We start from the raw sequence: 21,910 nt of genomic DNA, 5'->3' as shown, positions 1-21,910 counted from the left end.
AGAAGCCCTTCGGATAATCCGAGGGCTTCTTTTTAAAATTATTCCGTTTCAACTTCCTCTTCTTCTGTTGTTTGATCTTCCTCGGGTTCATTTCCATCATCTACATCTTCAAGTGGGTCAGGAATGGTTTCTTCTTCCTCTTCGTCAACAGGTTCTTCTATTTCTTCTTCTTCTTCTTCCTCTTCAACAGGTTCTTCCTCTTCTTCTATTTTTACCTCAACGGAAGCAGGATCACTTTGTAAGTTAGAATTTTCGTCAGAAATTGCTACAATGCTAAATACATAGGTAGAACCAGGTTGTGGATCACCGTAAATAAATTGCATTTCTTTTTTACGGTCTAGAGTTTGTTGATTTCCGCCATCAATAGCTAATCGAATTTCAAATGTAACGTCGTCCACGAGATCTTCTGGATAATCCCATGTGACAATAATTTGATTTGTGTTTTCTTCATAACTTGCCATTACATTTGTTGGAGCCTGGAGTTCTCTATACTCATCAGATACGCGTGTAGGCTCATTGCCACGTACAAAAAGTTCGTGAATGATTTCGCTTTGTGGTGTAAATGAACTTGGAAGTAAACCAGTTGAACGTTCTACAGCGACACGTACAACTGAGTTAGGCATAGTGAAATCAGCCGTTTCAATATCAGCTGAAACGTTTTGCATAATTGCTTTAAAAATTTGCTGAGCTGCTTGACGCTCATTCGCACCACTTGGGAAATAGTTGTTACTAATATCAACTGGTTGCCTGGAGAAGCCAGTCCAAACCGATATAGTATAGTTTGTTGTATATCCAGAGAACCAAATGTCAGGAACCGCTCCGTCTGGATAACCGCGTGATTCGCGTATCTCAGCAGGGAAGTTTGTTGTCCCTGTTTTTCCAGCCATCGGTAAACTAGGAATGTTAGCAACGCCGCCCGTTCCATTTGTTACAGCAGTCTTTAGCATATCCGTAATCATATATGCCGTGTAATCACTCATAGCTTGAGTAGATTCGGGTTCCATATTAATAATACGGCCATCGGGAAATTCAACTTTTCGTACAGTATAAGGTTCAATATATGTACCATTGTTTCCAAAGGCAGCATAGGCACCAGCTAATTCTTTGGTCGTAACCCCTGTATTAAATCCACCTAATCCATAAGCTTCAGGCATGGTCGTTTCATTTTCTTGTAATTCAAACGGTATTCCTAACCCTCCAGCAAAGCTTTGTGCACGACCGACACCAACTTCTTGTAACGCTTTAATGGCTGGCACATTCCGTGAGCGAGCGAGAGCGGTACGCATGGACATTGGACCTTGAAACTGTCGATCGAAATTTCGAATTGGAGTACCATCAGAATAAGAATGAGCTTCATCAACGATTCGATGTGCTGTAGACCATTGCAAGTATTCAATCGCTGGTCCATAATCTAATACTGGTTTAATCGTTGAACCTGGCTGTCTTCTTTCATCAGTCGCCAGGTTATGACCTCTTTGGTATCCGGTATCTTCGCGTCCACTTCCTAATGCTTTAATTTGACCCGTTTGTGTATCTAATAACGTAACGGCCGCAGTGAAGTCTTCATTATTAGGGTAAACTGTAACGTACTCATCTGTTTGCAACACTCTCTCGACTTGTTCTTGTGCTGACACATCAAGTGTTGTATAAATCTTTAGACCAGCATTGTAAATATCATTAATGGTAATACCATCCATCTCTTCAAGCTCAGCTAGCACTTGGTTATAAAACGCTTCATAAGGATATGATTCGCGCTCTGTAAGAACCAATTGATCAGAGAGAGGGATATTCATTGCTTCTTGAGCTTCTTCACTTGTTATTTTTCCATGTTGCTCCATTAAAGAAAGGACAAGATTTCTTCTACTTTCTGCTGCTTCAGGATTTTTCGTAGGGTCATAAAAGCTTGGTCTACGAGGAATTCCAGCAAGTAAAGCGGCATCGGTTAAAGAAAGATCTCCAACTGACTTGTTAAAATAAGTACGAGAAGCAAGCTCAACTCCATATACCCCAGAACCTAGGTAAATTTGATTTAAATACATTTCTAAAATTTGATCTTTTGAATACTGTTGTTCTAACTTAATCGCTAAATACTGCTCTTGAATTTTTCGGGTTAATTGTTTTTGATCATTTAGAAATAAATTTTTGACAAGTTGCTGCGTGATAGTACTTGCACCTTCTGCCCCAAAACCACTTTGAATATTCGCTCTTACTGCACCGAATAATCGACGAATATCGATCCCGAAATGGTCCCTAAAACGAATGTCCTCAACGGCAATAAAAGCATCTTCGACAACTTGAGGCACTTCTTGAATACGTACATTTTGTCTTCGCTCGGTTGAGTCTAATTGAGAAACGAAAACATCATCCTGATCGTAAAATTGTGAACCTTGTGTAAGCATCAGTCTTTCTTCGTCAAGCGGTGGGGCACCTTGAATGATAGCAAAAATGGTAATCCCACCAGCAATAACAGCGACGGCACCTAAAGCAACCAAAGCAATTAAGATTTTCTTCCATAAACCTTTTTTATTTGTGTTTGTTTTTTTTGACTTTTCACGGGCTTGACGACGCCCTTGGCGTGTTTTGTTGTTTGTTTCATTTGACATCGTATGTCCCCCTTTCTCTATTTAGTAGACTGTTCATTAAAATATAGTGAGTCTACTGCTTGTAAATAATCAATACGTGGATGATATCCTATTTTAATCAAAACCCCGTATTTTTCAATATCTAATTTTCGAATGGATTTTCTCGATGTTTCTTTTTGATCATAAAAGGAAATTAAATGGGCTGCATCAAGTAAATAAATCTCATCTGTAAGTGAAAATCGTAAAATAACGAATGCAATCCCATTTTGATTTTTTACTTGTTTCATATGGGCAATTTGATGGTCGTGAAAGTTTTGTAACGGAAAAGATGTTTTATTTTTCGTTTCTTTTGCTTCAAAGTCTAAATAATGGCCTTTGTACACTCCGTTGTAATCAGTTGTTGAAGCCTGTTTAAAATAAGCCTCTTTAATGACCGCTGCACTTCGTTTCGGATAATCAACTTGAACAATTTGAATAGGCGTAGGTTTTTTATGGATAACAGCTTTTGACTTTTCTAGGTAATATTGATTGGTCTCATTTAAATCATCTTCCAAGGTCATCCCGCGATTGCTATACGTTAGCTCTTTATTTTGCTTGTTGTTTTGGGTAGATGCCTTTTTCGTAAAGCGTCGTCCATTTGGATAACGTATGGCCATTTCTTTCACATACCTTTCAAAGAAAATCACTTATATGAATGGAATCACATGAAACAAGAAAAAGTAAAAGGTGACTCCATCACATTATCTTACCATATGTAGTCAAGTTGTAGTGAATTTTTTCTATAGGTAAAAGGTAGGTGAAGCATCAGATGACAATTGTCGATAACATTCTACGGAAAATGAAAGCGGGCAACAAAGATAATATTTCACGTACCATAATGTATGAAGATTTTTACAAGAAACACCCAGAAATCCGTTGGGCTTTGCTAGCGGGAATGGTGTCTAGAAATGCTGGCTGGAATATGACGGATTTACAAAGCAAATGGTTTCAAAAAATTATATCTTCTTCATTTCGATCTAAGCTTTTTCATACTTTTGAGCGAGCTAATTGGACGATTTTTGCAGATGCCTATCCGCAATTGCTTTGGTATGAACACGTTAAAAAGGAAAAAAATATCGACTTTAACCTCCTTGAAAAATTACAGGTATCGTCTTTTATGCAAAAAGAGTGGAAGCATTTTTTAGAAAAGGGAGATGTGGAAAGACTTTGTACGGCTCTAATCGTAAATGAACAACACGTGATCGAAGAAACCGTCATGAAACATCCTTTGTATAGAAGAAAAGTTTTCTCTTCTATATTGTATGTTCTAGAAGAGCACGCTCATATGAGCTATGTTATTTTCCCAACGATAAAGGGAGAGGTATATGGTCTTTATGTACGTAACTTTAAGCAAGTTTCATCGAGAATTTGGTTAGGGAGACAGTTGTACCACTTGTTGTTTCATCCAGACATTTATCAAAGTATTTTTGATTTTTCTCGTCATACCCTTCCAAGTGGATCTAGAGCAGACTATGAACAATACATGGGTTGGACGACAGGAAACACAAGTCCAACGCTTCGAACTACATACCCAATTGTTCAGCATCATTGGAATGAAAAAATAGATTGGAGCCTTTCTGTAACGAATACAGAAAAATTTTTTTCTCCACTTAAAAAAGCCCAACCGATTGAAAGGACGGCTTGGTTAAAGATTAAATGGATAGAACTTTATTTGCTAAAAAAGTTCACAACTTTGGTCACTTAAAAAAGGGTAACTACATGAGTCACCCTTTTTAACCTTATTCTGCTGGACGATTTGGTCCACCTAGCTTTTTATCACCTGTGTAACCTTCTTGTCTTTGTTGCTTTGTTTTGTCATGGGTATTCATTTCACTTTGTTGTTTGCGATTTTTGTTCATGTTCGGACGCCTCCTTTCTATATTAGTATTAGATAAATAACAATTCGACATTCATTAAGAGTTTGATCAAAAAATAACAAGTTTTGTCAATTTTCGAATGCGCTTAATAGCTTTGTGGAAGATTGACACTTTCTTTGCCGAATTCGTTCTAGTTTTGTCAAGAGTGGAGGGTTATCTGTTTCTTTATTGAATTCGTATGACACAACCAATTTTAGGAGGGGACGTCTAATGGAGATGACGATGAAAACGAAGGAAGTATCAGAACGATTAGGTGTGAATCCAACAACAGTACAACGGTGGGCGAAGTATTTCGGTTTTGCGTGTGAAACAAATGAGCATGGTCATTACGTTTTTACGGAAAAGCATGTGGAAATGATGCGAAACGTTCAGATTCAGCTTAAAGAAGGCAAGCGAATGAAAGATATTCAATTTGATCAGCCCAAAGAGGAAGAAGTAGCGGAGAGTAATTCATTTATACAAACATCTGTTTATGAAGAAAAGTTAGAGGCCATGATCACCCGACTCGATGAACTTGATGAGAAGATATCAAAAAAAGCAGACGATGTTGTTAGCTATCAATTGTTAAAACATCGAACAGAATTAGAAGAAATGATGAACATGATTAAGAACCTGGAGGATCGATTAACAAGAATGGAAAATAAAATTCAACCTCCTCGTTCTATTAACGAAGATGAATTACCTATGGTCGTTGGAGGAAATACAAAACCTAAAAAAAGGAGATCATTTATGCAGCTGTTTTCCTTTTAATGTGCGAGTTACAGCCTTCATACTTTTGACTTAAGCAGACAATCTGCTAAGATGAAGTAAGGGGGTATAGGAATGAATGAAGAAAGACGATTACGTTTAGTACATTTAACAGAAGAGTTAAGACGTTTAAATAAAGAAGCTGAAACGATTTATATAGAACAAGTTAAGGAAGATGATCAGTACGAAGCAGACTTCTTTAATGTTGTTAAGCCTTTTGCTGAAAAAGTGGACAAGGTTCGGGCTGAATGGTTACCTTTAGCCTTGTTATTCGTACAAGAAGAAAAGCCACTGTATTTACACCCAAGTCAGTTACAGCAGACAGAAGAGAATTTAGAGATTGTTGCTATTAAATCTTTTTATAAAGCAACCGGAAAGAAAAGGCAAATGGAGACATTTAAATCCGTAGAATATGTTTTACAACAATTATACCGAGCATTGCAAAACAAGATGACAGACTAATAACAGGTCCGTCATCTTGTTTTGCATATTAAGTTGTATGATTTTTCGGTTTGGGTTTGATAAAGTGGTTCATTTTCCTTCTAGGTAATTGCCATTTATAGTGAACAGATAACATTCGTAAAACAATGACAACTATAAATAGAAAAGTGTAACCAATAGGTGAGTAAATTAAATTTAAACCAATAAGTGCACCTGCGATCATCGCCCAAATAATATACATTTCCTTTTGAAGGAAAAGTGGTTTTCGACCAGCGAGGACATCACGAATCATTCCACCGCCTGTTCCAGTTAATGCGGCAGCGACAATAACAGCTGATAAAGGATGCCCCATCTCGGTTGCATACATAGCTCCTTGTATTGCAAATGCAGACAGTCCAATTGCATCAAACAAAAGCCCAAATTTAATCCACTGCTGAAAGATTAAAAACGGGAATAGGAAAGCAAGTGTAATCGCAACAATTGCTACAATAAAAAAAGATCCTTGCTCCCACAAGGCAGAAACTGGTACACCGATAAGGAGGTTTCGTATTGCACCACCACCAAAGGCTGTAACAAGACCTAAAATATAAACCCCCATTAAATCATAATTTTCTTCCATTGCAACAAACGCTCCACTTAGCGCAAAAGCTACTGTTCCAATAAAGGTTAGTCCTTCCCAAATCATTTATTTCATCTCCACATTGTAAATTTGACACAAAAAAACGTGGACTTGTTTGTCCACGTTCGTAGAAACCTTATCCATTATCACGGAATGAGAAAAAAATCATTGTAATAATAGTTAAAATTGACATGAGTGTAAGGGCTAAAACAAGCATGCCTGAAGGTTCGCTACTAGCCGCTTCACCATTTCCGCCACCAGCTCCTAAAACTTGAGTTGGCAATACAAATAGTAAAGTCGTAATAATCATAAACAGTGATATCTTTTTAGTCATCAATAACCCTCCCTTTAATTAACAGCTATGTTCGAATTAACATATGTATTTGTGTACATTCGCTTATCTACTCCATTATAGTAAGCAACGCCTAAATAATCAATCGTCAATATAAAATGATATGGGAAAGGAATGAAAAGGAAGAGGGGTTACGCAATGATAGTGGGTATGGTAAGATAAGATATATTGTGATGAAAAAGTAGAGAAGCACCTTAAGTGAAAGGAAATCGATAATGGGAAGCGTACATATAGAAGATATTATTATTGCTAATCAGCGTTTAAAAGACGTCGTTACACATACACCTTTACAAAAAAATGAAGTTTTGTCAGAACGATATGAATGCAATGTTTACTTAAAAAGAGAAGATCTACAAGTTGTTCGTTCTTTTAAAATTCGCGGAGCTTTCATCAAATTTCCAGCCTTAGTCAAGAAGAACTTAATAATGGAGTTGTATGCGCGAGTGCGGGAAATCATGCTCAAGGTGTAGCATACTCCTGCCGAACATTAAAAATTAATGGTCGTATTTTTATGCCTTCCACAACCCCGCGACAAAAAGTGGACCAGGTGAAGTTTTTTGGGAAAGACTACGTGGATGTTGTGTTATCTGGGGATACGTTTGATGATTCATTTAATGAAGCTATTTCTTACTGCAATGAACATGAAATGGCTTTTATTCATCCATTTGATCAAGAAAAAATCATTGCTGGACAAGGTACGGTTGGAATGGAAATTATGAATGATATCGATGAGAATATCGATTATTTATTTTCATCTATCGGTGGTGGCGGTTTAATCAGCGGTGTCGGAACCTATATAAAAAGTATTAGTCCTCATACGAAGATGATTGGTTGTGAACCAGCTGGTGCACCGTCGATGAAACAATCTTTAAAAGAAGGTCGAGTCGTTGAATTAGAAAAAATCGATAAATTTGTTGACGGAGCAGCTGTTAAAAAAGTTGGTCAAATTCCGTTTGAAATTTCTCAACAAATTTTAGATGATATTGTCTTGGTACCTGAAGGGAAAATTTGTACAACGATCCTTGAGTTATATAATCAAAATGCAATTGTTGCAGAACCGGCTGGAGCCATGTCCATAAGTGCTCTTGATTTTTATAAAGATGAAATTAAAGGGAAAAACGTCGTTTGTATCGTTAGTGGAGGAAACAACGATATTGGGAGAATGCAAGAGATGAGAGAGCGTTCCCTTATGTATGAAGGACTTCAATACTATTTTATTGTACAGTTTCCTCAACGTGCTGGAGCACTTAGAGAATTTATACAAGACGTACTAGGACCTAATGATGATATCACTAGATTTGAATACACGAAGAAAAACAACAAGTCAAATGGGCCTGTTCTCCTTGGAATTGAACTAAAATGTCGGGATGACTACCCTGGTTTAATTGATCGTCTTGTTAAAAAAGGTTTCGATTATCAGGAAATTAATAAAGACGAAAGCTTATTTCATTTACTCATTTGAGATGGACTTAGGGGGACTTCAAGTGGAACAAAGAGGCATATTGCTTGAAAGTGGTACGAACGAATTAGAGGTGATTGCTTTTGAAGTGGGGACAAGCTTATTTGGTATAAATGTGATGAAAGTTAGGGAAATTATTCAAGCACCTGCTGTCACACCAATGCCCAATAGTCATCCTCATGTTGAAGGAATTATCCGATTAAGAGATGAAGTGTTAACGGTTGTTAATCTTTCAAACGTTCTTGGCTTAGCTCCATCTGAAAAGCCTGAACAAGATAAACTAATCATTTCAGAGTTAAATCAAATTAAAGTCGCGTTTAGGGTGCATAATGTTTCTCGAATACATCGGATTTCGTGGGAGCAGATCGAAAAACCGGCTGAACTTTCGCAAGGCATCGAAAATGCATGTACAGGCATCGTGAAAATGGATGAACAAATGATTTTATTGCTTGACTTTGAAAAGATTGTTGTTGAGATCAATCCAGAAAAAGGCATTAACGTTTCACAAGTTAAAGTGCTTGGTGAACGGGAAAGAAGTCAAAAAAAGATTGTTGTAGCAGAAGATTCGGCTATGCTTCGAAAGCTATTATATGAAACTCTATCTGAAGCAGGATATGAACAAGTGACCTTTTTTGAACATGGGAAAGCAGCTTGGGATTACCTTGAATTTCTACATAATCAGGTTGGATCTAATATAAAAGATGAAGTACAGTTAATCATTACTGACGTTGAAATGCCGCAAATGGACGGTCATCATTTTACGAAACGAATCAAAGAAAATGATCTGTTATCAAAGATCCCTGTCATCATATTCTCATCTTTAATTACAAAAGATTTGTACCATAAAGGAAAAGGTGTAGGAGCAGATGCACAAGTTAGTAAACCAGAAATTGTTAAGTTAATTGAAACGATTGATCAACTTATCCTGTAAAGAGAGAAAGCCATCGAGTATTCCGTTCTAGTATAGAAAGGAGATTATTCTATGGCTTTTTCTTTTTTTATGCATGTCAATGCATAAAAACCTGCATATTTTTTGATAGAAAATCTAACAAACTCTTACCTTGTATATTATTCAGATAATTCAGATGAATAAAAATTCACCTTTATACATTGACCATTCTTGCTTTTTCGCGTAAGGTAGAGAGTGTAGTAGGATAAATGGGGGTGAAAATATGGCTGAACGTTTTAAAATGGTTTCCCTTGTCATAGTAGGTTTGTTTTTAACAGCACTAGGATTGAAATTTTTAGCTTTGCATAACCTCACTTTTGGAGGAACAGCAGGACTTGCGACGGTTTTAACATTTATGAGCTCTTGGTCGTGGGGTGTGCTGTTTTTCTTAGTTAATTTACCGTTCTTTTGGATGTCTTTTATGAAACTAGGAAAATGGTTTACGATATCTAGTTTCATGTCTATTATTGGTATTTCTATTGTTCGTGACGCATTAGACTTTTTACCATTTTTCTCCATTCCGATGTGGTTAGCTACCGTACTGGCAGGACTATGTATAGGTTTTGGAGTAACATTCGTCCTAAACAACGGCTCTTCGCTTGGAGGAATACACATACTAGCCTTGTACTTAGATCAAAAATGGGGTATTAATCGAGGCGTATCGATATTTATTAGTGATTTATCGATTATTGTGTTGGCCGGTTTATTAGTAGGATGGGGAAATGCGCTTTTGTCGGTTTTCGTTATTTTTGTCGCAAGTACCATAATTGGACGCTATAAAAAATCACCAATTAAAGTACGAGAGGAACAACCAGCATTTGGAGAAGCCCATTCTCGATCGATGAATGAATCATAAAAAGGCATATAGATTTAAGGACACCCAAAAAGATTCGTTACCTTTTTGGGTGTCCTTTATTTTGCCTATTAAAAACGTTTTGCCCCTAAATACCTAGTAGACCAATAGGATTGGTCTAGCGAAGCGGTAGCTACTCCCGTAGAAGAACCAACGTGAATAAACTGTCGATTTCCTAGATAAATTCCGGCATGAGACGGTCCGCTTCGATAAGTAGTAAAGAAGACAATGTCTCCTACTTGTAAGTTTGAAACAGCCTGACCTTGTTGATAGAGGTCGCTTGTTGTTCGAGGAACACTTTTTCCGTGTTGTTTGAATACGTATTGGATAAAGCCGCTACAGTCAAAACCAGCTGGTGAAGTACCGCCCCACACATAAGGACTTCCTTTCAAAGATGTAGCTGTTTGTATAACATTTGAACTTGAGGTTGAATTTTCATTTGAAGGTTCATTTTTTACTGTTGATGTATTTGAATCAGCAGTTTGATTGGTTTCTGGTGCATGAATAACATGATCCGCTTCTTCTAACATTGCTTTCGTTTTAGGTCCAATTATTCCATCAACTTGAAGTTGATGAGCTCTTTGGAACTGTTTAACGGCTGCTGTTGTTTTAGGACCATAAATTCCGTCAACGCCTTGATAATATCCGTATTCTGCTAATTGCTGTTGAAGTTCGCTAACACGTTCGCCTCTATCACCTTGCTTAAAAGTACGGATTGATTCTCCTTTTAATGAAGCCGAGCCATTCTCTGAGGTGATCGCTTGGTCGGGATTGTTTTTTGTTTCTGTTACACTTGATTTATTTTCATCCTTGTTTCTTTTTACATCACTTGCAAGAAGGAGGTGGCTAATCGTTTCAGGCCCTGCAATGCCATCCACTTTTAACTGATGTGTTTTTTGGTATGTAGTAATTGCTTGTTTGGTTAGTGGACCAAAAACACCATCTTTCCTTCCTTTGTAATAATCAAACGTTTTTAGATAACTTTGTAATTCTAAGACTTGGGGTCCAGTAGCCCCGAAAGTTAATAGTTGATTTACTTCAAGTGTTTTTTCGCTAGAGATTGGCTTTGTTGCTGCTTTAGCTTGATCACTATCTAGAGGTAAAGATATGGCTGTTCCAATCATCGCAGTAGAAAGCAGAAGAGTTCTTTTGGTTGTCGTCTTCATGGGCAAATCCCTCCTAGTTGTCAATCTAGTTGTTCGTAATCTACCACCTATTTTATGAAGAAGAATAAAGGATAGAACATCTTCGTTTTAGTAACATCGTGAGACATGCTATACTGTTTGTATATGAAAATTAGAGAAGGAGTGAGAACAATGCGCTTAGCAGACAAAAAAATAATGGCGATTGTGGATGAAGAATTTGAAGATCTTGAGCTTTGGTATCCAGTGATGCGACTTCGCGAAGAAGGTGCAACAGTTGATTTTGTTGGAAACGAAAGAGGAAAAACATACATAGGGAAATATGGTGTACCAGCTACCTCTGATTTTGCTTTTGATGAAGTAAAGGCAAGTGAATATGATGGGATTCTCGTACCAGGTGGTTGGGCACCTGATAAATTACGCCGGTATGATCAAGTCTTATCCTTTGTAAAAGAAATGGACCGAGACGAAAAACCAATTGGGCAAATTTGTCATGCTGGATGGGTATTAATTTCTGCCAAGATCCTTCAAGGAAGAAAAGTAACAAGCACGCCTGGCATTAAAGATGATATGGAAAACGCAGGAGCAGAGTGGTTTGACGAGGCAGTTGTTGTTGATGGGCATCTTATATCTAGTCGTAGACCACCTGATTTGCCTCCATATGCAAAAGCTTTTGCCGACGCATTAGCAAAAAGGTAAACGAGATGGAATTTCACTTTTTAGGAACAGGTTCCGGAGTTCCTTCGACGACTCGGAATGTTAGTGGCCTAGTAGTCCGTTTCTTGCAGAAAAAAAGCACACAGTGGCTATTTGATTGTGGGGAAGCAACCCAACATCAAATTTTGCAAACTCCGATTACGCTAACAAAAATAGATCGAATTTTTATCAGTCATCTTCACGGAGACCATTTGTTTGGGCTTCCCGGCTTGCTTTGTTCAAGATCAGCTCAAGGCGCTAAAACAGCACTAACTGTTTATGGCCCTAAAGGTGTAGAAGAGTTTATCCAAAGCTCACTAACGATATCAAAATCGTTTTTATCCTATGACATTGATTTTGTGGAAATAAGTGAAGGAGTTATCTTTGAAGACGATTCAATAAAAGTGGAAGTGACGGAACTAGACCATGTTATGCCAAGTTACGCCTTTAAGTTAATTGAAGCTGATCAACCTGGATCACTGATGGTTGATCAATTAAAAAGTCTTGGAATTGAACCAGGTCCAATTTATCAAAAAATCAAAAGGGGAGAAAGAGTTCAACTTCCTGATGGTCAGATGATTATAGGGACTGATTATGTTACTGAAAAGAAACAAGGTAGGGTTGTTGTAATCGCTGGAGATACAAGACCAATGGAGAAGATGGTCACGTTTGCTGATTCAGCTCATTTACTTATACACGAAGGAACATTCCGTCATGATAAAAAAGAACATGCTGAGCAATTTGGTCACTCGACCATTACTGAAGTAGCTGAGCTTGCGAAACGAGCGAATGTATCGCAGCTAATATTGACTCATATTAGTTCAAGATATGCCGGAGAGGAAGAAGAGTTATCAAAAGAAGTCCAAATGATATTTGCTCATTCCATAATTGCTCATGATTTCATGGTCTATAGATTAATGAATAACGTTCAACTTGGTTGCGCAAAGTAAGATCAGAAATAAAACCACATTTGGAGGTATGATCATGGCTGAGCGCACTCATCTTGAACATTTTTTAGAAAGAGCAGAAATGACGATTGAAGAAGCGCAAAAGACGTTTAATGATTCACAGCGTGTACAACAAGGTGATCCTGAGGAGTATACTCAAGCACAAAGAACTTTACAAGATTTAAATGACGAGCTAGACACGCTTATGCATGCTGCTAGCCCTGAGCAACGCGATCAACTGCATCGCACTCAGATTCAAGTGAATCAATTGCAAAACCATTTTATTCTAAAGCGTTAGGATAATAATGGAGGATAAAGTTGTCTCTTACCTAGGCTAACTTGATCTAAGAGGGATAGGGTTTTCTCTTAGGTTGGTCTTAGCTTAGGTGGAGGACAGCTTTTTTTTAATCGAATAAAAGGGTTCCAACATGCATCATTTTTCCTTTTCTGATAAAATAGAATAGAAAAGAGGGAATGATATGGAGGACATTTCATATAACGAGCTTAACGTAATCTTGGCAGAGCGTAGGCCAGTTACCGTTGTTTTTGTCTATACACCATTATGTGGGACATGTAAGGTAGCAAAAGATATGATATCCATTGTGCAGGCTACCCATGAGTCTTTGCCTATTTTTTCAGTTAACATTAATCACTCACCGAGCTTTGCTCAAAATTGGAAAATCAAAAGTGTACCATGTTTACTCATATTTCAAAAGGGATTAGGAGTCGAACGCGTATATGCGTTCCAGTCAATTGGATTCATTCATCATGTTCTAAAGCCGTATGCTGCTGCTGTGGCACTAGATCAAGAAAAATAAAGGGGGATTTTATGATGTCAATGGCGTATGAAGAATATATGCGACAAGTCGTATTGCCGATGAGAGCTGAATTAACGGAAAATGGGTTTAAAGAACTAACAACTGAAGAAGAAGTAGAACAATATATGGAGAAAGCTGAAGGGACCACATTAGTTGTCATTAATTCCGTTTGTGGTTGTGCTGCAGGATTAGCTCGGCCAGCTGCAGTGACGTCGCTTCAGCACGATCAAACACCTGATCATCTTATTACAGTGTTTGCCGGTCAGGATAAAGAAGCAACTGCAAAGATGCGTTCGTATTTTTCAGATATTCCACCATCTTCACCATCAATGGCGATTTTGAAAGGAAATAAAGTTGTTCATTTCATTCCGCGTGAACAAATTGAAGGAGCAACTCCTGAAGATGTGATTCGTAATTTAGCTTTAGCATACAACGAGCATTGTTCAAATTAACCAAATAAAAACGCTGATGGTGACTCAAACTAATAATGGGTCACCATATTTCTTTTTTTGAAAGGATGATCGGTTTGAGAAAAGCTCCAGAATTTTCATTACCAATGGTAAACAGTGAGAAAAATTGGTCGCTTCAAAATGCGAATAAAAAAGTAACGATGATTTCATTTTGGACATCATGGTGTCCGGATTCAAAGCGTGATATAGAGGCAAAACAAAGTCTATTTCAATCTATGGAGACAGATAAAATGGAAATGGTTATGATTCATGTAACTGGAAGAGATCCTGAAGTAGACTTAGCTTCTTTTTTGTCTGAAAACGGATATACATTCCCAGTTTTAAAAGACGATGGCACTAAAGTGTATGATTTGTATCAGTGTATGGGGGTGCCGACTACGGTTTTGTTGAATGAAAAGAAAGAGGTTGCCTTTATGTATCACGATAAGGCAACCATAATGGACATTATGAATGGGGTTGGAGCTTTATTAGAAGGATAAGGATATTTATGGTCTTACACCATAAAAAATCACTCGTCCCATTGTTTCAATATTTGGATACCCACCTTGCTTATAGATCTCCACTACATGTTCTCGGTTATAGGGAACTCGGTTTAGATGAAGACGATGGCGTCCTTCTTCAATTTCAGCGACCAAATAAGAGGCAAGTGGGTGTCCATCAAATGGCATTCCAACACTACCTGTATTCACGACATTTTTCCCGTGCAAGGAGCGAATAAACGGATGATGGATATGACCATAAACATAGAGGTCTGCATCATCACGTAGCATGATCGTATTTTCAATTTCTTCTGTATCATCTGGAAGGACAACATCAAATAAGCTATTTGGTGTTGCATGAAATGCATGAACAATGGAGTCTAGTCCATCTTCTAAAACCAACTCAGTTGGAAGCTCTTTTAAATATGTAATATCTTCCTCTGTCAGTCTTTGTAGCGTCCAATCTCGTTCTTGTTGCATGATTTCAAGTGCATGATCTGGAACTTCTCCTTTTTGAATGCCTCGAACGAGCCATTCATCCGCATTTCCTTTGATTACATCTGCATCAAGGCTACGGACAATATCTAAAACACGTTTTGGTTCAGGACCCCGAAAACATAAGTCTCCTAAAAAACAAATCCTATCAACACGCTGGGATTGAATATCACGAAGTACTGCTTCTAATGCGGTAGCGTTTCCATGTATATCCGATAAAAAAGCTATTCTCATTAAAAAAACCCTCCCTTTTTCTCTATTATAACAGACTAGCCTTATTTTTCATGTTTCTTTCCATAATTTTTAACAAACTTATGCTTGGAGAGTCGTAAATCTTCTAATTGGCGTCATTTTTTCTGCTATGATAAGATCAAGAGTGAAGATATTTCAAGCTTTGGAGGTATTTTATTATGAACATAACATCAATTGAACCGACGCCAAGTCCAAATACGATGAAGTTAACTTTAAGTGAAAGCTTAGGTGAAAGTGCCAGAAATAGCTACTCAGCTAAAAACAAAGATGAAGCCCCAGCATACATACAATCAATTTTTAATATAGAAGGCATAAAAAGTGTGTATCATGTAGCTGATTTTATCGCGATTGATCGAAATCCAAAAGTTGATTGGAAAGTTATCTTGCCACAAGTTCGTGCGGTCTTTGGAGAGGATGTCAACTCTGACACTAATGAAAACAAAGTTAACGAGCATTTTGGTGAAGTAAACGTATTTGTCCAAACGTTTAAAGGGATTCCAATGCAGATTAAATTAACGGATGGTGAGCAAGAAAAAAGAGAGGGACTACCTGAACGTTTTGCAGAAGCAATTGCAAAAGCTCAGAAACCAGAAGACAATGTTGTAATGGAACGGAAATGGGTTGAAAAAGGAGTTCGTTACGGAGAGTTGGAAGATGTTGCAAAAGAAGTAGCAGCTGAATTATCAGCAGCCTATTCAGAGGAACGCTTAAATGGACTTGTTGCGATGGCTAATGGCGCAGAAGATATCCAAGCAGCACAACGTGAACGCTTCATTGAAGTGACGGTTGACATGCTTGAGCATGAAGATTGGAAAGAGCGCTATGCGGTACTTGAGAGAATGGACCCAAAAGAAAAAGACCTGCCTGTTTTGGAGAAAGCATTACATGATGAGAAAGCATCCATTCGTCGTTTAGCAACTGTTTATTTTGGAATGATTGAAACAAAAGAAGTGTTGCCATATTTGTACGAAGCACTAAAAGATTCTTCCGTAACAGTTCGGCGAACAGCAGGGGACTGCTTATCCGATTTAGGAATGGAAGAAGCTATTCCAGCTATGATCGAAGCACTTAAGGATAAAAACAAATTAGTTCGTTGGCGTGCTGCGATGTTTTTGTATGAAGTTGGAGACGAACGTGCAGTTGAACCTTTGAAGGAAGCTGAATCTGATCCGGAATTTGAAGTAGCCTTACAAGCAAAAATGGCGTTAGCTAGAATTGTTGGGGGAGAAGAAGCAAAAGGGTCTGTATGGAAACAAATGACGGAATCACGAAAAAACAATGACTAGAGGTGAAAGTATGACAAAGGAAGAAGTGTTAAAAGAATTACAAAAGCACGGAATGGATGACATGATCGAATTGATTGAAGATGCGGAAAAGGGATACCTTGAACAGTTGGAATTAGTGGAATCAATTGGTCTTGTTTACGACAAGGACCTTAACACATCGTTAATTGAGGTGTTAAAACAGTTAGGAGTAGAAATCATCTTTGTAACAGATGAGGAAGAAAGCTCGTAAATATTTTAGTGAGAGGAGGTTTTGATTTGCGTCTTGAACCATCTCAATCCTTATCCCAAAAAGCATTACCGGTTTGGCGATTACAAGCTTTTTTCCAAAGTTTATTTGTTGCTCTCGTACCAATTGGTTATGGCGTTTTGGTCTATTTGTTTCACATTCCATTGTGGATTCTTTGGATTTTATTAGCTAGCTATTTCGTCTATGTACTGGTTACTGTATTTATGATCCCACCCATTAGATGGAAAAGATGGCGTTATGATGTGTTAGAAAATGAGATTGATCTACAACGTGGTGTGTTTATTGTGGAGCGAACATTAATTCCGATGACTAGAGTTCAACATGTTGATACCGTTCAAGGACCTTTGTTACGGAAATATAAGTTAGCAGCCGTTTCGATTTCTACAGCTGCCACCGTTCATCAAATTCCATCTTTGACTGTGGAAGTGGCAGATGAGTTGCGAGATCGAATTGCTGAACTTGCGGCGGTGGCTGAGGATGAGTGACCTAAAACGACTTCATATCGCAGCTATATTTGTTTCCTTTTTAACAGCATTACGAAGCTTTTTGATTCCTTTAATTTTGACGCTTTTTCTCGGTAGTACGAGTGAACAGGCTGGTTTTTTTCGTTTTGAATATATATGGCTTGGTATTCTAATCTTTCTTTTTTTAAGCGGAATTACACACTGGCTAACATTTAAGTATCGCTTTGAAGATGGTGAACTGTATATCCAAAAAGGCTTTCTTATAAAAAAGAAAAGATATATCCAGCACAAAAGGGTTCAAAGTATTGATATTACTGCAGGTGTATTACAGCGTCTGTTTGGCTTAGTTAAATTAAAAATTGAAACGGCTGGTGGAGGAGCAGAGCCAGAAGTGAACCTGATTGCCATAAGTCGCGAAGAAGCTGAAACCATTCGTTCGAAATTATTAAACAAACGAGTTGAGTTAGAAGAAAGTGAACATGAGGAACTTACATTAGGCGAAGAGGCCGACGCGCAGTCAGATTACACATGGTCACTTACATCTAGGCGCTTAGTAATTGCGGCGTTGACATCAAGCGGTCTAGGATTAACGATATCGGCAGTAGCTGCATTGTTTAGTCAAATCGAACAATTTTTACCTGAGGCACTGTATGAGCAGCTATTTGGCTTTTTTGCTCGATCTGGATTCGTACTGATTGCTACGATTGCGGCCATCGTTATTTTGGTCTCGTGGTGTATTTCCTTTTTAGGGACGCTCCTTAAATATGGCGGCTTTAAAATTGAAAAGTATGGAAATGAACTTGTTATTACAAGAGGATTGCTTGAACAAAGACAACTAACGATACATGTACATAAAGTAACAGCTGTTCGTGTCGTTCGTAATCTTTTTCGGCAACCATTTGGATTTGGCTCCGTCTATATTGAAAGCGCAGGAGGCGGGACGAACGAAGAGCAGTTATCGACCGTTTTATTACCGATTACAAGAGATGATGAAATGGTTACATTACTATCGACCATTTTGCCTAAATATGCCCAGCATTTTGAAGTGGATCCGGTGCCTAAACGTTCACTCATTCGATTCTTGCTTCGAGCGACCTGGTTTCCTCTTTTAGTTGCATTAAGTATAGGGTGGTTTCTTCATCCAGCTGGTTATTATAGTTTGGGAATTGTACCTATTGCTGTTCTTTTTGGTTATTGGCAATACAAAGATGCAGGATCAGGACTCAATGAGAAACTATTATGGATTCGATCGCGTAAAATTAGTCAAATGTTAGTCGTGTCTGAAAAACCAAAGATACAAGCCGCTGAAATAAGGACTTCTTTTTTTCAAAGGAAAAAAAGGCTAGCGAGTTTTCGATTTTCGGTGTTGTCAAGTGTGATCGGGAAGTCATTTATCGTATTAGATCTAGATCGGAAGCGAGCAGAAGAACTACTTACCTGGTTCCAAAGTCGTTCTGATTCAAGCGGTAGAGATGGCTAGCAATAATAAAGATGTCCCAAAAGAGAAGAAATCTTTTGGGACATCTTTATTTTATGTAGAGTATTCGTTCGTATAAGTAGAGATTGCACGTTTCCCTTTTTCTGTAGTGAATTCAAAGCGATCATAAATCAAATCAGTTGCTACGTTGGATAATGTTCGATCATAATGGTGCTGAACTACTATGGTTTCTGCTTGCCCTTTGTATAAAAGGAAGTTGACCCCCTTAAATGATTTTTTTCCCGTCGTTTCTAGCAATTGTGTTAGTAAAGAGTTGTGACATTCAATTAAATCCTCATGTGTAAGTCCGAAATGGGCTAACATTTTTTCCAGTGATTGCAACGCAGCGGGCTCTAGCTCATTCTGAAGGATGGTATATGGATCAAATTGGTTACGATCAATTGTGAATACAGCTCCTTCTTTCGGTACATACCGATACCCGTCATTTGAGACAAAAACCCCATTGTCTTCGTATAAACCAGACATTTTCTTGTTTTTAATCTCCCAATTTAATGTGAATGGACAATCTCTAAGTTCTAATCTTTCTTCCGCTTCGTCAATAAGGATATAGTCATTGCCATCATGATGAAATGTGTAGGTGATAACGTTTTTTTCTGCTACTTTTGGCGAGAAATCCTCTGAGTAGAATGAAGAAATAGCTCCTGCAAGTTTTGTTTGTTTTTGCTTCAGAAGATTAATATCTTTTTCCCATTCCTTGTTACGAGTTTCAACGGCCTTTATTACACTCTCTTTAAACGACTTACTCATTTTGTGTTTTTCGCATTCTTTTAATTTCGAACCTTCAACTTCAACCAGTTCGTTGTCTTTAAAAAGAAGATGTTCTAAAAGCATACCGTCTACCTCTTTTTGGAACTTAGGAAGTGAAAGGACTCCCTTAATCCGGACGAGTCCTTTCCAAGTTTTTTTTGGTTCGGCTATGATTTTTTCTAGAGTTCCATAAAAAGAACCGTTTACTTGCGCGTCTATTGCAACGAAAGTTCCTATAATCTTTTGAGCTTGTTTCCGATCCATACAATCCCTCACTTCTTTACGTGTTAATAGGTAGTATCAACATTATAAGCATCTGAGATATTTATGTGCAAGTTGGAAGGTATTGTTCGCATTTACTGACTTTCATTGTCCTTTCTGGAGAAAATCAATAATCCCCAATGAACAAAGGTAAAGGTCTAAATGAATTTGCTTATAAACATTGTGGTTTCTACTTATTCCTTGACGGTCAAGTTCTTTTTGTACTAAAACAAGTAAATGATCTTGAAGCTTTTCGACAGCCTTATCCTCTTTATAAATGGCTCTGCCGGCCAAAAGAAAACGTGGAAGCCATTGACGTAATTGCTGAAAAACGAAATCAGGCTTATTAGAAGCTTGAAAATGACCAAAATAGATAAAGTCAATGTCCAGTCTCTCAATTCTTTCTATGGATTTAAGTAGGTCTCTAGGATTAAATTGGCTAGGTGAAGTGGAAGGTAGGACGAAATGACAGTTTTCCTTTTCTAATTCAGAATAATAGACACCTAGTGTGTCCCCAGTGAAAATTCCTTTTGATTTTTTATCATAAATACTAAAATGATGGGCTGCATGACCAGGTGTATGATAAAAGGTTAGGGTTGAATCTAACCCGATACACAATGTGTCCATATCCTCTTTTATTATGATCCGTTCTTTTGAAACAGGTACAACCGGGTCAAACAATTGTGGGAATTGCTCTGATCCATAGACTGCTTTTGAGCCTTCAATAAGACGAGCGGGATTGATTAAGTGCTTAGCTCCTCTGGGATGAACAACTAGCCTCGCATTCGGTAAGTAGCTAAGAAGGAGACCGGCTCCTCCTGCGTGGTCTAAGTGAATATGAGTGACGACAACATACTTAATATCGGAAAAGGCTATATGTAGTTTCTGAAGCCCTTTTAGAACATTTGGAACCGAAGGAGAAGGCCCTGATTCAATTAATGTGATTTCCTCTTCGTGTAAAACATATGTCCCAGTTCGATTTGCCATTCCCATATCAAGTCCATCTATTAACGAAAGTCTAGAAGATAATGTCTCAACAGTAACCATTAACCCAACCTCCAATCTAATGAGAGCACTTACATTAAGTGTAAGCATAGATTATGAAGATAACAAGGGAATCTTTTACAAAGGTTATTTTCGTAAAGCTTATTGCTATGAAGATGCTTTTTCCCTCAGTGGAATGGAACGAGCAAGGCTCTTTTGCAGCCAATAGAAACCTACAAATTTGCGAAAAGAGCCATTATAAAAAACCTATTTATCATATCTCAATGATTGAAGTTTTAAGAGGTGATTCATTCGTTCAACGCGTAACGTTTCTAAGCGCTCTGTGTAGCTTATTAAGGTTAATTCCATTTTTGAAAGAGCAACAAATAATTCTTCTTTATGATCAAGTTGATGCTTTAGTGTTAAAGATAAATAAGTATGGATGACAGATGGAATGTCCTCTTTAAACATACGCCTAACCGTATGGCGCTCCTCAAAATCTAATAATGTAAAATCATTTTGAAGTTTTTCTCCTTGAGCAAGGAGGCGCTTTAAACGTGTTTCAATTAAAGGATCGACGGAGAATTGCTGAACCGTTTGTATGTATCTTTTTGCTTCATCAATTAAAAATGGTAAGTCGTTGGACTTTGTTTCTTGTAACGCGTTTTGTTGATGTAATAATAACTCTTTAGAAGTTTGCTCAAACGAAACAGTTTCATTAGAAAAGGCTAAATCAAGTTGGTGAATTCGATAAAACAAACTTTGAAATAACGATGAGTCTCGAATAGACCGGGTATGAGCTCGACCATCTTTTAAATAGCGTATACTAGCTTCTTTGCATAAGCCTATTCCATTCTTGGCTTTCATATATTTTCGATAACAAACAATGACAAATCGCTTCTTAATTGGGGATGATGAATGTTTTTGATCCATCATCACAATAGAAATCCACTTATGTGTAACCTTGATTTTAATTTGCCATTCCTGTTGTTTTCTTCGGACTGACTTCTTTTTGTTCGCGGCGGGTGCATTTTTAGCAAGTCGAACAAGTAATTCTTCTGTATCAGTAATCATATTTCGCGTTGTCTTATCTCGAATAATATGGTCTTCAACCGGCTTTTTATGAGCGGGAGTAAACATAAGCTTCATATTTTCAATCCACTCCATCTTAAATCCTCCTTTCCTTATAATATCCGTCTGTTTATT

The 21,910-nt window shown here is 37.7% G+C and carries 24 protein-coding genes and 1 pseudogene; 16 read left to right on the top strand and 9 right to left on the bottom strand.

From position 1 onward, the window contains the following. Positions 1-38: 38 nt before the first annotated feature. Positions 39-2,603 (bottom strand): PBP1A family penicillin-binding protein, encoded by a 2,565-nt coding sequence (locus JCM9140_RS04400; protein ID WP_052002058.1) that lies wholly within the window; start codon positions 2,601-2,603, stop codon positions 39-41. A 17-nt stretch (positions 2,604-2,620) separates the two neighbouring features. Beyond that, positions 2,621-3,238 (bottom strand): Holliday junction resolvase RecU, encoded by a 618-nt coding sequence (gene recU / locus JCM9140_RS04395; protein ID WP_034742877.1) that lies wholly within the window; start codon positions 3,236-3,238, stop codon positions 2,621-2,623. 152 nt (positions 3,239-3,390) lie between these two features. Between recU and JCM9140_RS04390 the strand changes: the two genes are divergently transcribed. From JCM9140_RS04390 to JCM9140_RS04380, 3 genes are all read left to right on the top strand, one after another. Further along, on the top strand, positions 3,391-4,326 hold the full coding sequence (locus JCM9140_RS04390; protein WP_052002057.1) for a DUF2515 family protein: 936 nt from the start codon (positions 3,391-3,393) through the stop codon (positions 4,324-4,326). Positions 4,327-4,708: 382 nt separating this feature from the next. Beyond that, positions 4,709-5,248: a chromosome-anchoring protein RacA gene (gene racA / locus JCM9140_RS04385; protein WP_034742875.1), complete on the top strand. Its 540-nt coding sequence runs from the start codon at positions 4,709-4,711 to the stop codon at positions 5,246-5,248. A 72-nt stretch (positions 5,249-5,320) separates the two neighbouring features. Further along, positions 5,321-5,707: a YppE family protein gene (locus JCM9140_RS04380; RefSeq protein WP_034742873.1), complete on the top strand. Its 387-nt coding sequence runs from the start codon at positions 5,321-5,323 to the stop codon at positions 5,705-5,707. 28 nt (positions 5,708-5,735) lie between these two features. On the opposite strand, the gene JCM9140_RS04375 is transcribed toward JCM9140_RS04380, so the two are convergent. Both JCM9140_RS04375 and JCM9140_RS04370 read right to left on the bottom strand, forming a co-directional pair. Further along, positions 5,736-6,371 (bottom strand): trimeric intracellular cation channel family protein, encoded by a 636-nt coding sequence (locus JCM9140_RS04375; protein WP_034742871.1) that lies wholly within the window; start codon positions 6,369-6,371, stop codon positions 5,736-5,738. Positions 6,372-6,441: 70 nt separating this feature from the next. Next, a complete protein-coding gene (locus tag JCM9140_RS04370; protein ID WP_034742870.1) occupies positions 6,442-6,639 on the bottom strand; it encodes a hypothetical protein in 198 nt (65 codons plus the stop codon). Between the two features lie 233 nt (positions 6,640-6,872). On the opposite strand from JCM9140_RS04370, the pseudogene ilvA reads away from it, so the two are divergent. The 3 genes and pseudogenes from ilvA (at position 6,873) to JCM9140_RS04355 (ending at position 9,921) form a co-directional block, all read left to right on the top strand. After that, a pseudogene (gene ilvA / locus JCM9140_RS04365) lies at positions 6,873-8,119 on the top strand (threonine ammonia-lyase IlvA). A 22-nt stretch (positions 8,120-8,141) separates the two neighbouring features. Then, positions 8,142-9,047, top strand: coding sequence for a chemotaxis protein (locus tag JCM9140_RS04360; RefSeq protein ID WP_439644266.1), 906 nt, complete (start codon positions 8,142-8,144; stop codon positions 9,045-9,047). A gap of 241 nt (positions 9,048-9,288) precedes the next feature. Beyond that, complete coding sequence (locus JCM9140_RS04355) at positions 9,289-9,921, top strand: YitT family protein (RefSeq protein WP_052002056.1); 633 nt, start codon at positions 9,289-9,291, stop codon at positions 9,919-9,921. A 68-nt stretch (positions 9,922-9,989) separates the two neighbouring features. Here JCM9140_RS04355 and JCM9140_RS25030 read toward each other — a convergent pair whose 3' ends face one another. Further along, positions 9,990-11,084 carry a C40 family peptidase gene (locus JCM9140_RS25030; protein ID WP_052002055.1) on the bottom strand — a complete coding sequence of 365 codons (1,095 nt, stop codon included), beginning with the start codon at positions 11,082-11,084 and terminating at the stop codon, positions 9,990-9,992. A 150-nt stretch (positions 11,085-11,234) separates the two neighbouring features. On the opposite strand from JCM9140_RS25030, the gene JCM9140_RS04345 reads away from it, so the two are divergent. The 6 genes from JCM9140_RS04345 (at position 11,235) to JCM9140_RS04320 (ending at position 14,470) form a co-directional block, all read left to right on the top strand. Beyond that, positions 11,235-11,759: a type 1 glutamine amidotransferase domain-containing protein gene (locus JCM9140_RS04345; protein ID WP_034742868.1), complete on the top strand. Its 525-nt coding sequence runs from the start codon at positions 11,235-11,237 to the stop codon at positions 11,757-11,759. A gap of 5 nt (positions 11,760-11,764) precedes the next feature. After that, complete coding sequence (rnz, locus tag JCM9140_RS04340) at positions 11,765-12,706, top strand: ribonuclease Z (protein WP_034742865.1); 942 nt, start codon at positions 11,765-11,767, stop codon at positions 12,704-12,706. Positions 12,707-12,740: 34 nt separating this feature from the next. Further along, positions 12,741-13,001 carry a DUF2524 family protein gene (locus JCM9140_RS04335; RefSeq protein WP_034742864.1) on the top strand — a complete coding sequence of 87 codons (261 nt, stop codon included), beginning with the start codon at positions 12,741-12,743 and terminating at the stop codon, positions 12,999-13,001. Between the two features lie 181 nt (positions 13,002-13,182). Beyond that, positions 13,183-13,521: a thioredoxin family protein gene (locus tag JCM9140_RS04330; protein ID WP_034742862.1), complete on the top strand. Its 339-nt coding sequence runs from the start codon at positions 13,183-13,185 to the stop codon at positions 13,519-13,521. Between the two features lie 14 nt (positions 13,522-13,535). Beyond that, entirely contained in the window at positions 13,536-13,973 is a 438-nt protein-coding gene (locus JCM9140_RS04325) for a BrxA/BrxB family bacilliredoxin (protein WP_034742860.1), read from the top strand. Between the two features lie 74 nt (positions 13,974-14,047). Further along, the gene (locus JCM9140_RS04320; RefSeq protein WP_162232186.1) at positions 14,048-14,470 is read left to right on the top strand and encodes a TlpA disulfide reductase family protein; all 423 of its coding nucleotides are present in this window, start codon (positions 14,048-14,050) and stop codon (positions 14,468-14,470) included. A 6-nt stretch (positions 14,471-14,476) separates the two neighbouring features. Here JCM9140_RS04320 and JCM9140_RS04315 read toward each other — a convergent pair whose 3' ends face one another. Next, a complete protein-coding gene (locus JCM9140_RS04315; RefSeq protein WP_034742858.1) occupies positions 14,477-15,199 on the bottom strand; it encodes a metallophosphoesterase family protein in 723 nt (240 codons plus the stop codon). A gap of 176 nt (positions 15,200-15,375) precedes the next feature. Here JCM9140_RS04315 and JCM9140_RS04310 point away from each other — a divergent pair, with 176 nt between their 5' ends. From JCM9140_RS04310 to JCM9140_RS04295, 4 genes are read left to right on the top strand one after another with little or no spacing between them, the layout of a single operon-like run. Continuing rightward, entirely contained in the window at positions 15,376-16,503 is a 1,128-nt protein-coding gene (locus tag JCM9140_RS04310; RefSeq protein WP_034742856.1) for a conserved virulence factor C family protein, read from the top strand. 10 nt (positions 16,504-16,513) lie between these two features. After that, complete coding sequence (locus JCM9140_RS04305; protein ID WP_034742854.1) at positions 16,514-16,732, top strand: hypothetical protein; 219 nt, start codon at positions 16,514-16,516, stop codon at positions 16,730-16,732. A gap of 26 nt (positions 16,733-16,758) precedes the next feature. Then, positions 16,759-17,235 carry a PH domain-containing protein gene (locus tag JCM9140_RS04300; protein ID WP_034742852.1) on the top strand — a complete coding sequence of 159 codons (477 nt, stop codon included), beginning with the start codon at positions 16,759-16,761 and terminating at the stop codon, positions 17,233-17,235. Beyond that, positions 17,228-18,694, top strand: a complete 1,467-nt coding sequence (locus tag JCM9140_RS04295) for a PH domain-containing protein (RefSeq protein ID WP_034742851.1) — start codon at positions 17,228-17,230, stop codon at positions 18,692-18,694. The genes JCM9140_RS04300 and JCM9140_RS04295 overlap by 8 nt, the downstream gene beginning before the upstream one ends. 51 nt (positions 18,695-18,745) lie before the next feature. Here the strand turns inward: JCM9140_RS04295 and JCM9140_RS04290 are convergent, their stop codons facing one another. The 3 genes from JCM9140_RS04290 to JCM9140_RS04280 form a co-directional block, all read right to left on the bottom strand. Continuing rightward, positions 18,746-19,723, bottom strand: coding sequence for a DUF2777 family protein (locus JCM9140_RS04290; RefSeq protein WP_034742849.1), 978 nt, complete (start codon positions 19,721-19,723; stop codon positions 18,746-18,748). 102 nt (positions 19,724-19,825) lie between these two features. Continuing rightward, a complete protein-coding gene (locus JCM9140_RS04285) occupies positions 19,826-20,767 on the bottom strand; it encodes an MBL fold metallo-hydrolase (RefSeq protein WP_034742847.1) in 942 nt (313 codons plus the stop codon). 204 nt (positions 20,768-20,971) lie between these two features. Continuing rightward, entirely contained in the window at positions 20,972-21,871 is a 900-nt protein-coding gene (locus tag JCM9140_RS04280; protein WP_034742846.1) for a hypothetical protein, read from the bottom strand. Positions 21,872-21,910 lie beyond the last annotated feature (39 nt).

It is taken from the genome of Halalkalibacter wakoensis JCM 9140 (assembly GCF_000513095.1).
In the GTDB taxonomy this organism is placed as follows: domain Bacteria; phylum Bacillota; class Bacilli; order Bacillales; family Bacillaceae_D; genus Halalkalibacter; species Halalkalibacter wakoensis.
Note: the sequence above shows the minus strand (reverse complement) of the source record. Positions and strands in the feature narration are given on the sequence as shown.

What these genes read in the sequence shown, in the direction of transcription:
- JCM9140_RS25030 (WP_052002055.1), bottom strand. Translation starts at nt 11,084, where the DNA reads ATGAAGACGACAACCAAAAGAACTCTTCTGCTTTCTACTGCGATGATT.
- rnz (WP_034742865.1), top strand. Translation starts at nt 11,765, where the DNA reads ATGGAATTTCACTTTTTAGGAACAGGTTCCGGAGTTCCTTCGACGACT.
- JCM9140_RS04335 (WP_034742864.1), top strand. Translation starts at nt 12,741, where the DNA reads ATGGCTGAGCGCACTCATCTTGAACATTTTTTAGAAAGAGCAGAAATG.
- JCM9140_RS04370 (WP_034742870.1), bottom strand. Translation starts at nt 6,639, where the DNA reads ATGACTAAAAAGATATCACTGTTTATGATTATTACGACTTTACTATTT.
- JCM9140_RS04305 (WP_034742854.1), top strand. Translation starts at nt 16,514, where the DNA reads ATGACAAAGGAAGAAGTGTTAAAAGAATTACAAAAGCACGGAATGGAT.
- JCM9140_RS04310 (WP_034742856.1), top strand. Translation starts at nt 15,376, where the DNA reads ATGAACATAACATCAATTGAACCGACGCCAAGTCCAAATACGATGAAG.
- JCM9140_RS04295 (WP_034742851.1), top strand. Translation starts at nt 17,228, where the DNA reads ATGAGTGACCTAAAACGACTTCATATCGCAGCTATATTTGTTTCCTTT.
- JCM9140_RS04325 (WP_034742860.1), top strand. Translation starts at nt 13,536, where the DNA reads ATGTCAATGGCGTATGAAGAATATATGCGACAAGTCGTATTGCCGATG.
- JCM9140_RS04355 (WP_052002056.1), top strand. Translation starts at nt 9,289, where the DNA reads ATGGCTGAACGTTTTAAAATGGTTTCCCTTGTCATAGTAGGTTTGTTT.
- JCM9140_RS04345 (WP_034742868.1), top strand. Translation starts at nt 11,235, where the DNA reads ATGCGCTTAGCAGACAAAAAAATAATGGCGATTGTGGATGAAGAATTT.
- JCM9140_RS04280 (WP_034742846.1), bottom strand. Translation starts at nt 21,871, where the DNA reads ATGGAGTGGATTGAAAATATGAAGCTTATGTTTACTCCCGCTCATAAA.
- recU (WP_034742877.1), bottom strand. Translation starts at nt 3,238, where the DNA reads ATGGCCATACGTTATCCAAATGGACGACGCTTTACGAAAAAGGCATCT.
- JCM9140_RS04315 (WP_034742858.1), bottom strand. Translation starts at nt 15,199, where the DNA reads ATGAGAATAGCTTTTTTATCGGATATACATGGAAACGCTACCGCATTA.
- JCM9140_RS04375 (WP_034742871.1), bottom strand. Translation starts at nt 6,371, where the DNA reads ATGATTTGGGAAGGACTAACCTTTATTGGAACAGTAGCTTTTGCGCTA.
- JCM9140_RS04290 (WP_034742849.1), bottom strand. Translation starts at nt 19,723, where the DNA reads ATGGATCGGAAACAAGCTCAAAAGATTATAGGAACTTTCGTTGCAATA.
- JCM9140_RS04330 (WP_034742862.1), top strand. Translation starts at nt 13,183, where the DNA reads ATGGAGGACATTTCATATAACGAGCTTAACGTAATCTTGGCAGAGCGT.
- JCM9140_RS04285 (WP_034742847.1), bottom strand. Translation starts at nt 20,767, where the DNA reads ATGGTTACTGTTGAGACATTATCTTCTAGACTTTCGTTAATAGATGGA.
- JCM9140_RS04390 (WP_052002057.1), top strand. Translation starts at nt 3,391, where the DNA reads ATGACAATTGTCGATAACATTCTACGGAAAATGAAAGCGGGCAACAAA.
- JCM9140_RS04400 (WP_052002058.1), bottom strand. Translation starts at nt 2,603, where the DNA reads ATGTCAAATGAAACAAACAACAAAACACGCCAAGGGCGTCGTCAAGCC.
- racA (WP_034742875.1), top strand. Translation starts at nt 4,709, where the DNA reads ATGGAGATGACGATGAAAACGAAGGAAGTATCAGAACGATTAGGTGTG.
- JCM9140_RS04380 (WP_034742873.1), top strand. Translation starts at nt 5,321, where the DNA reads ATGAATGAAGAAAGACGATTACGTTTAGTACATTTAACAGAAGAGTTA.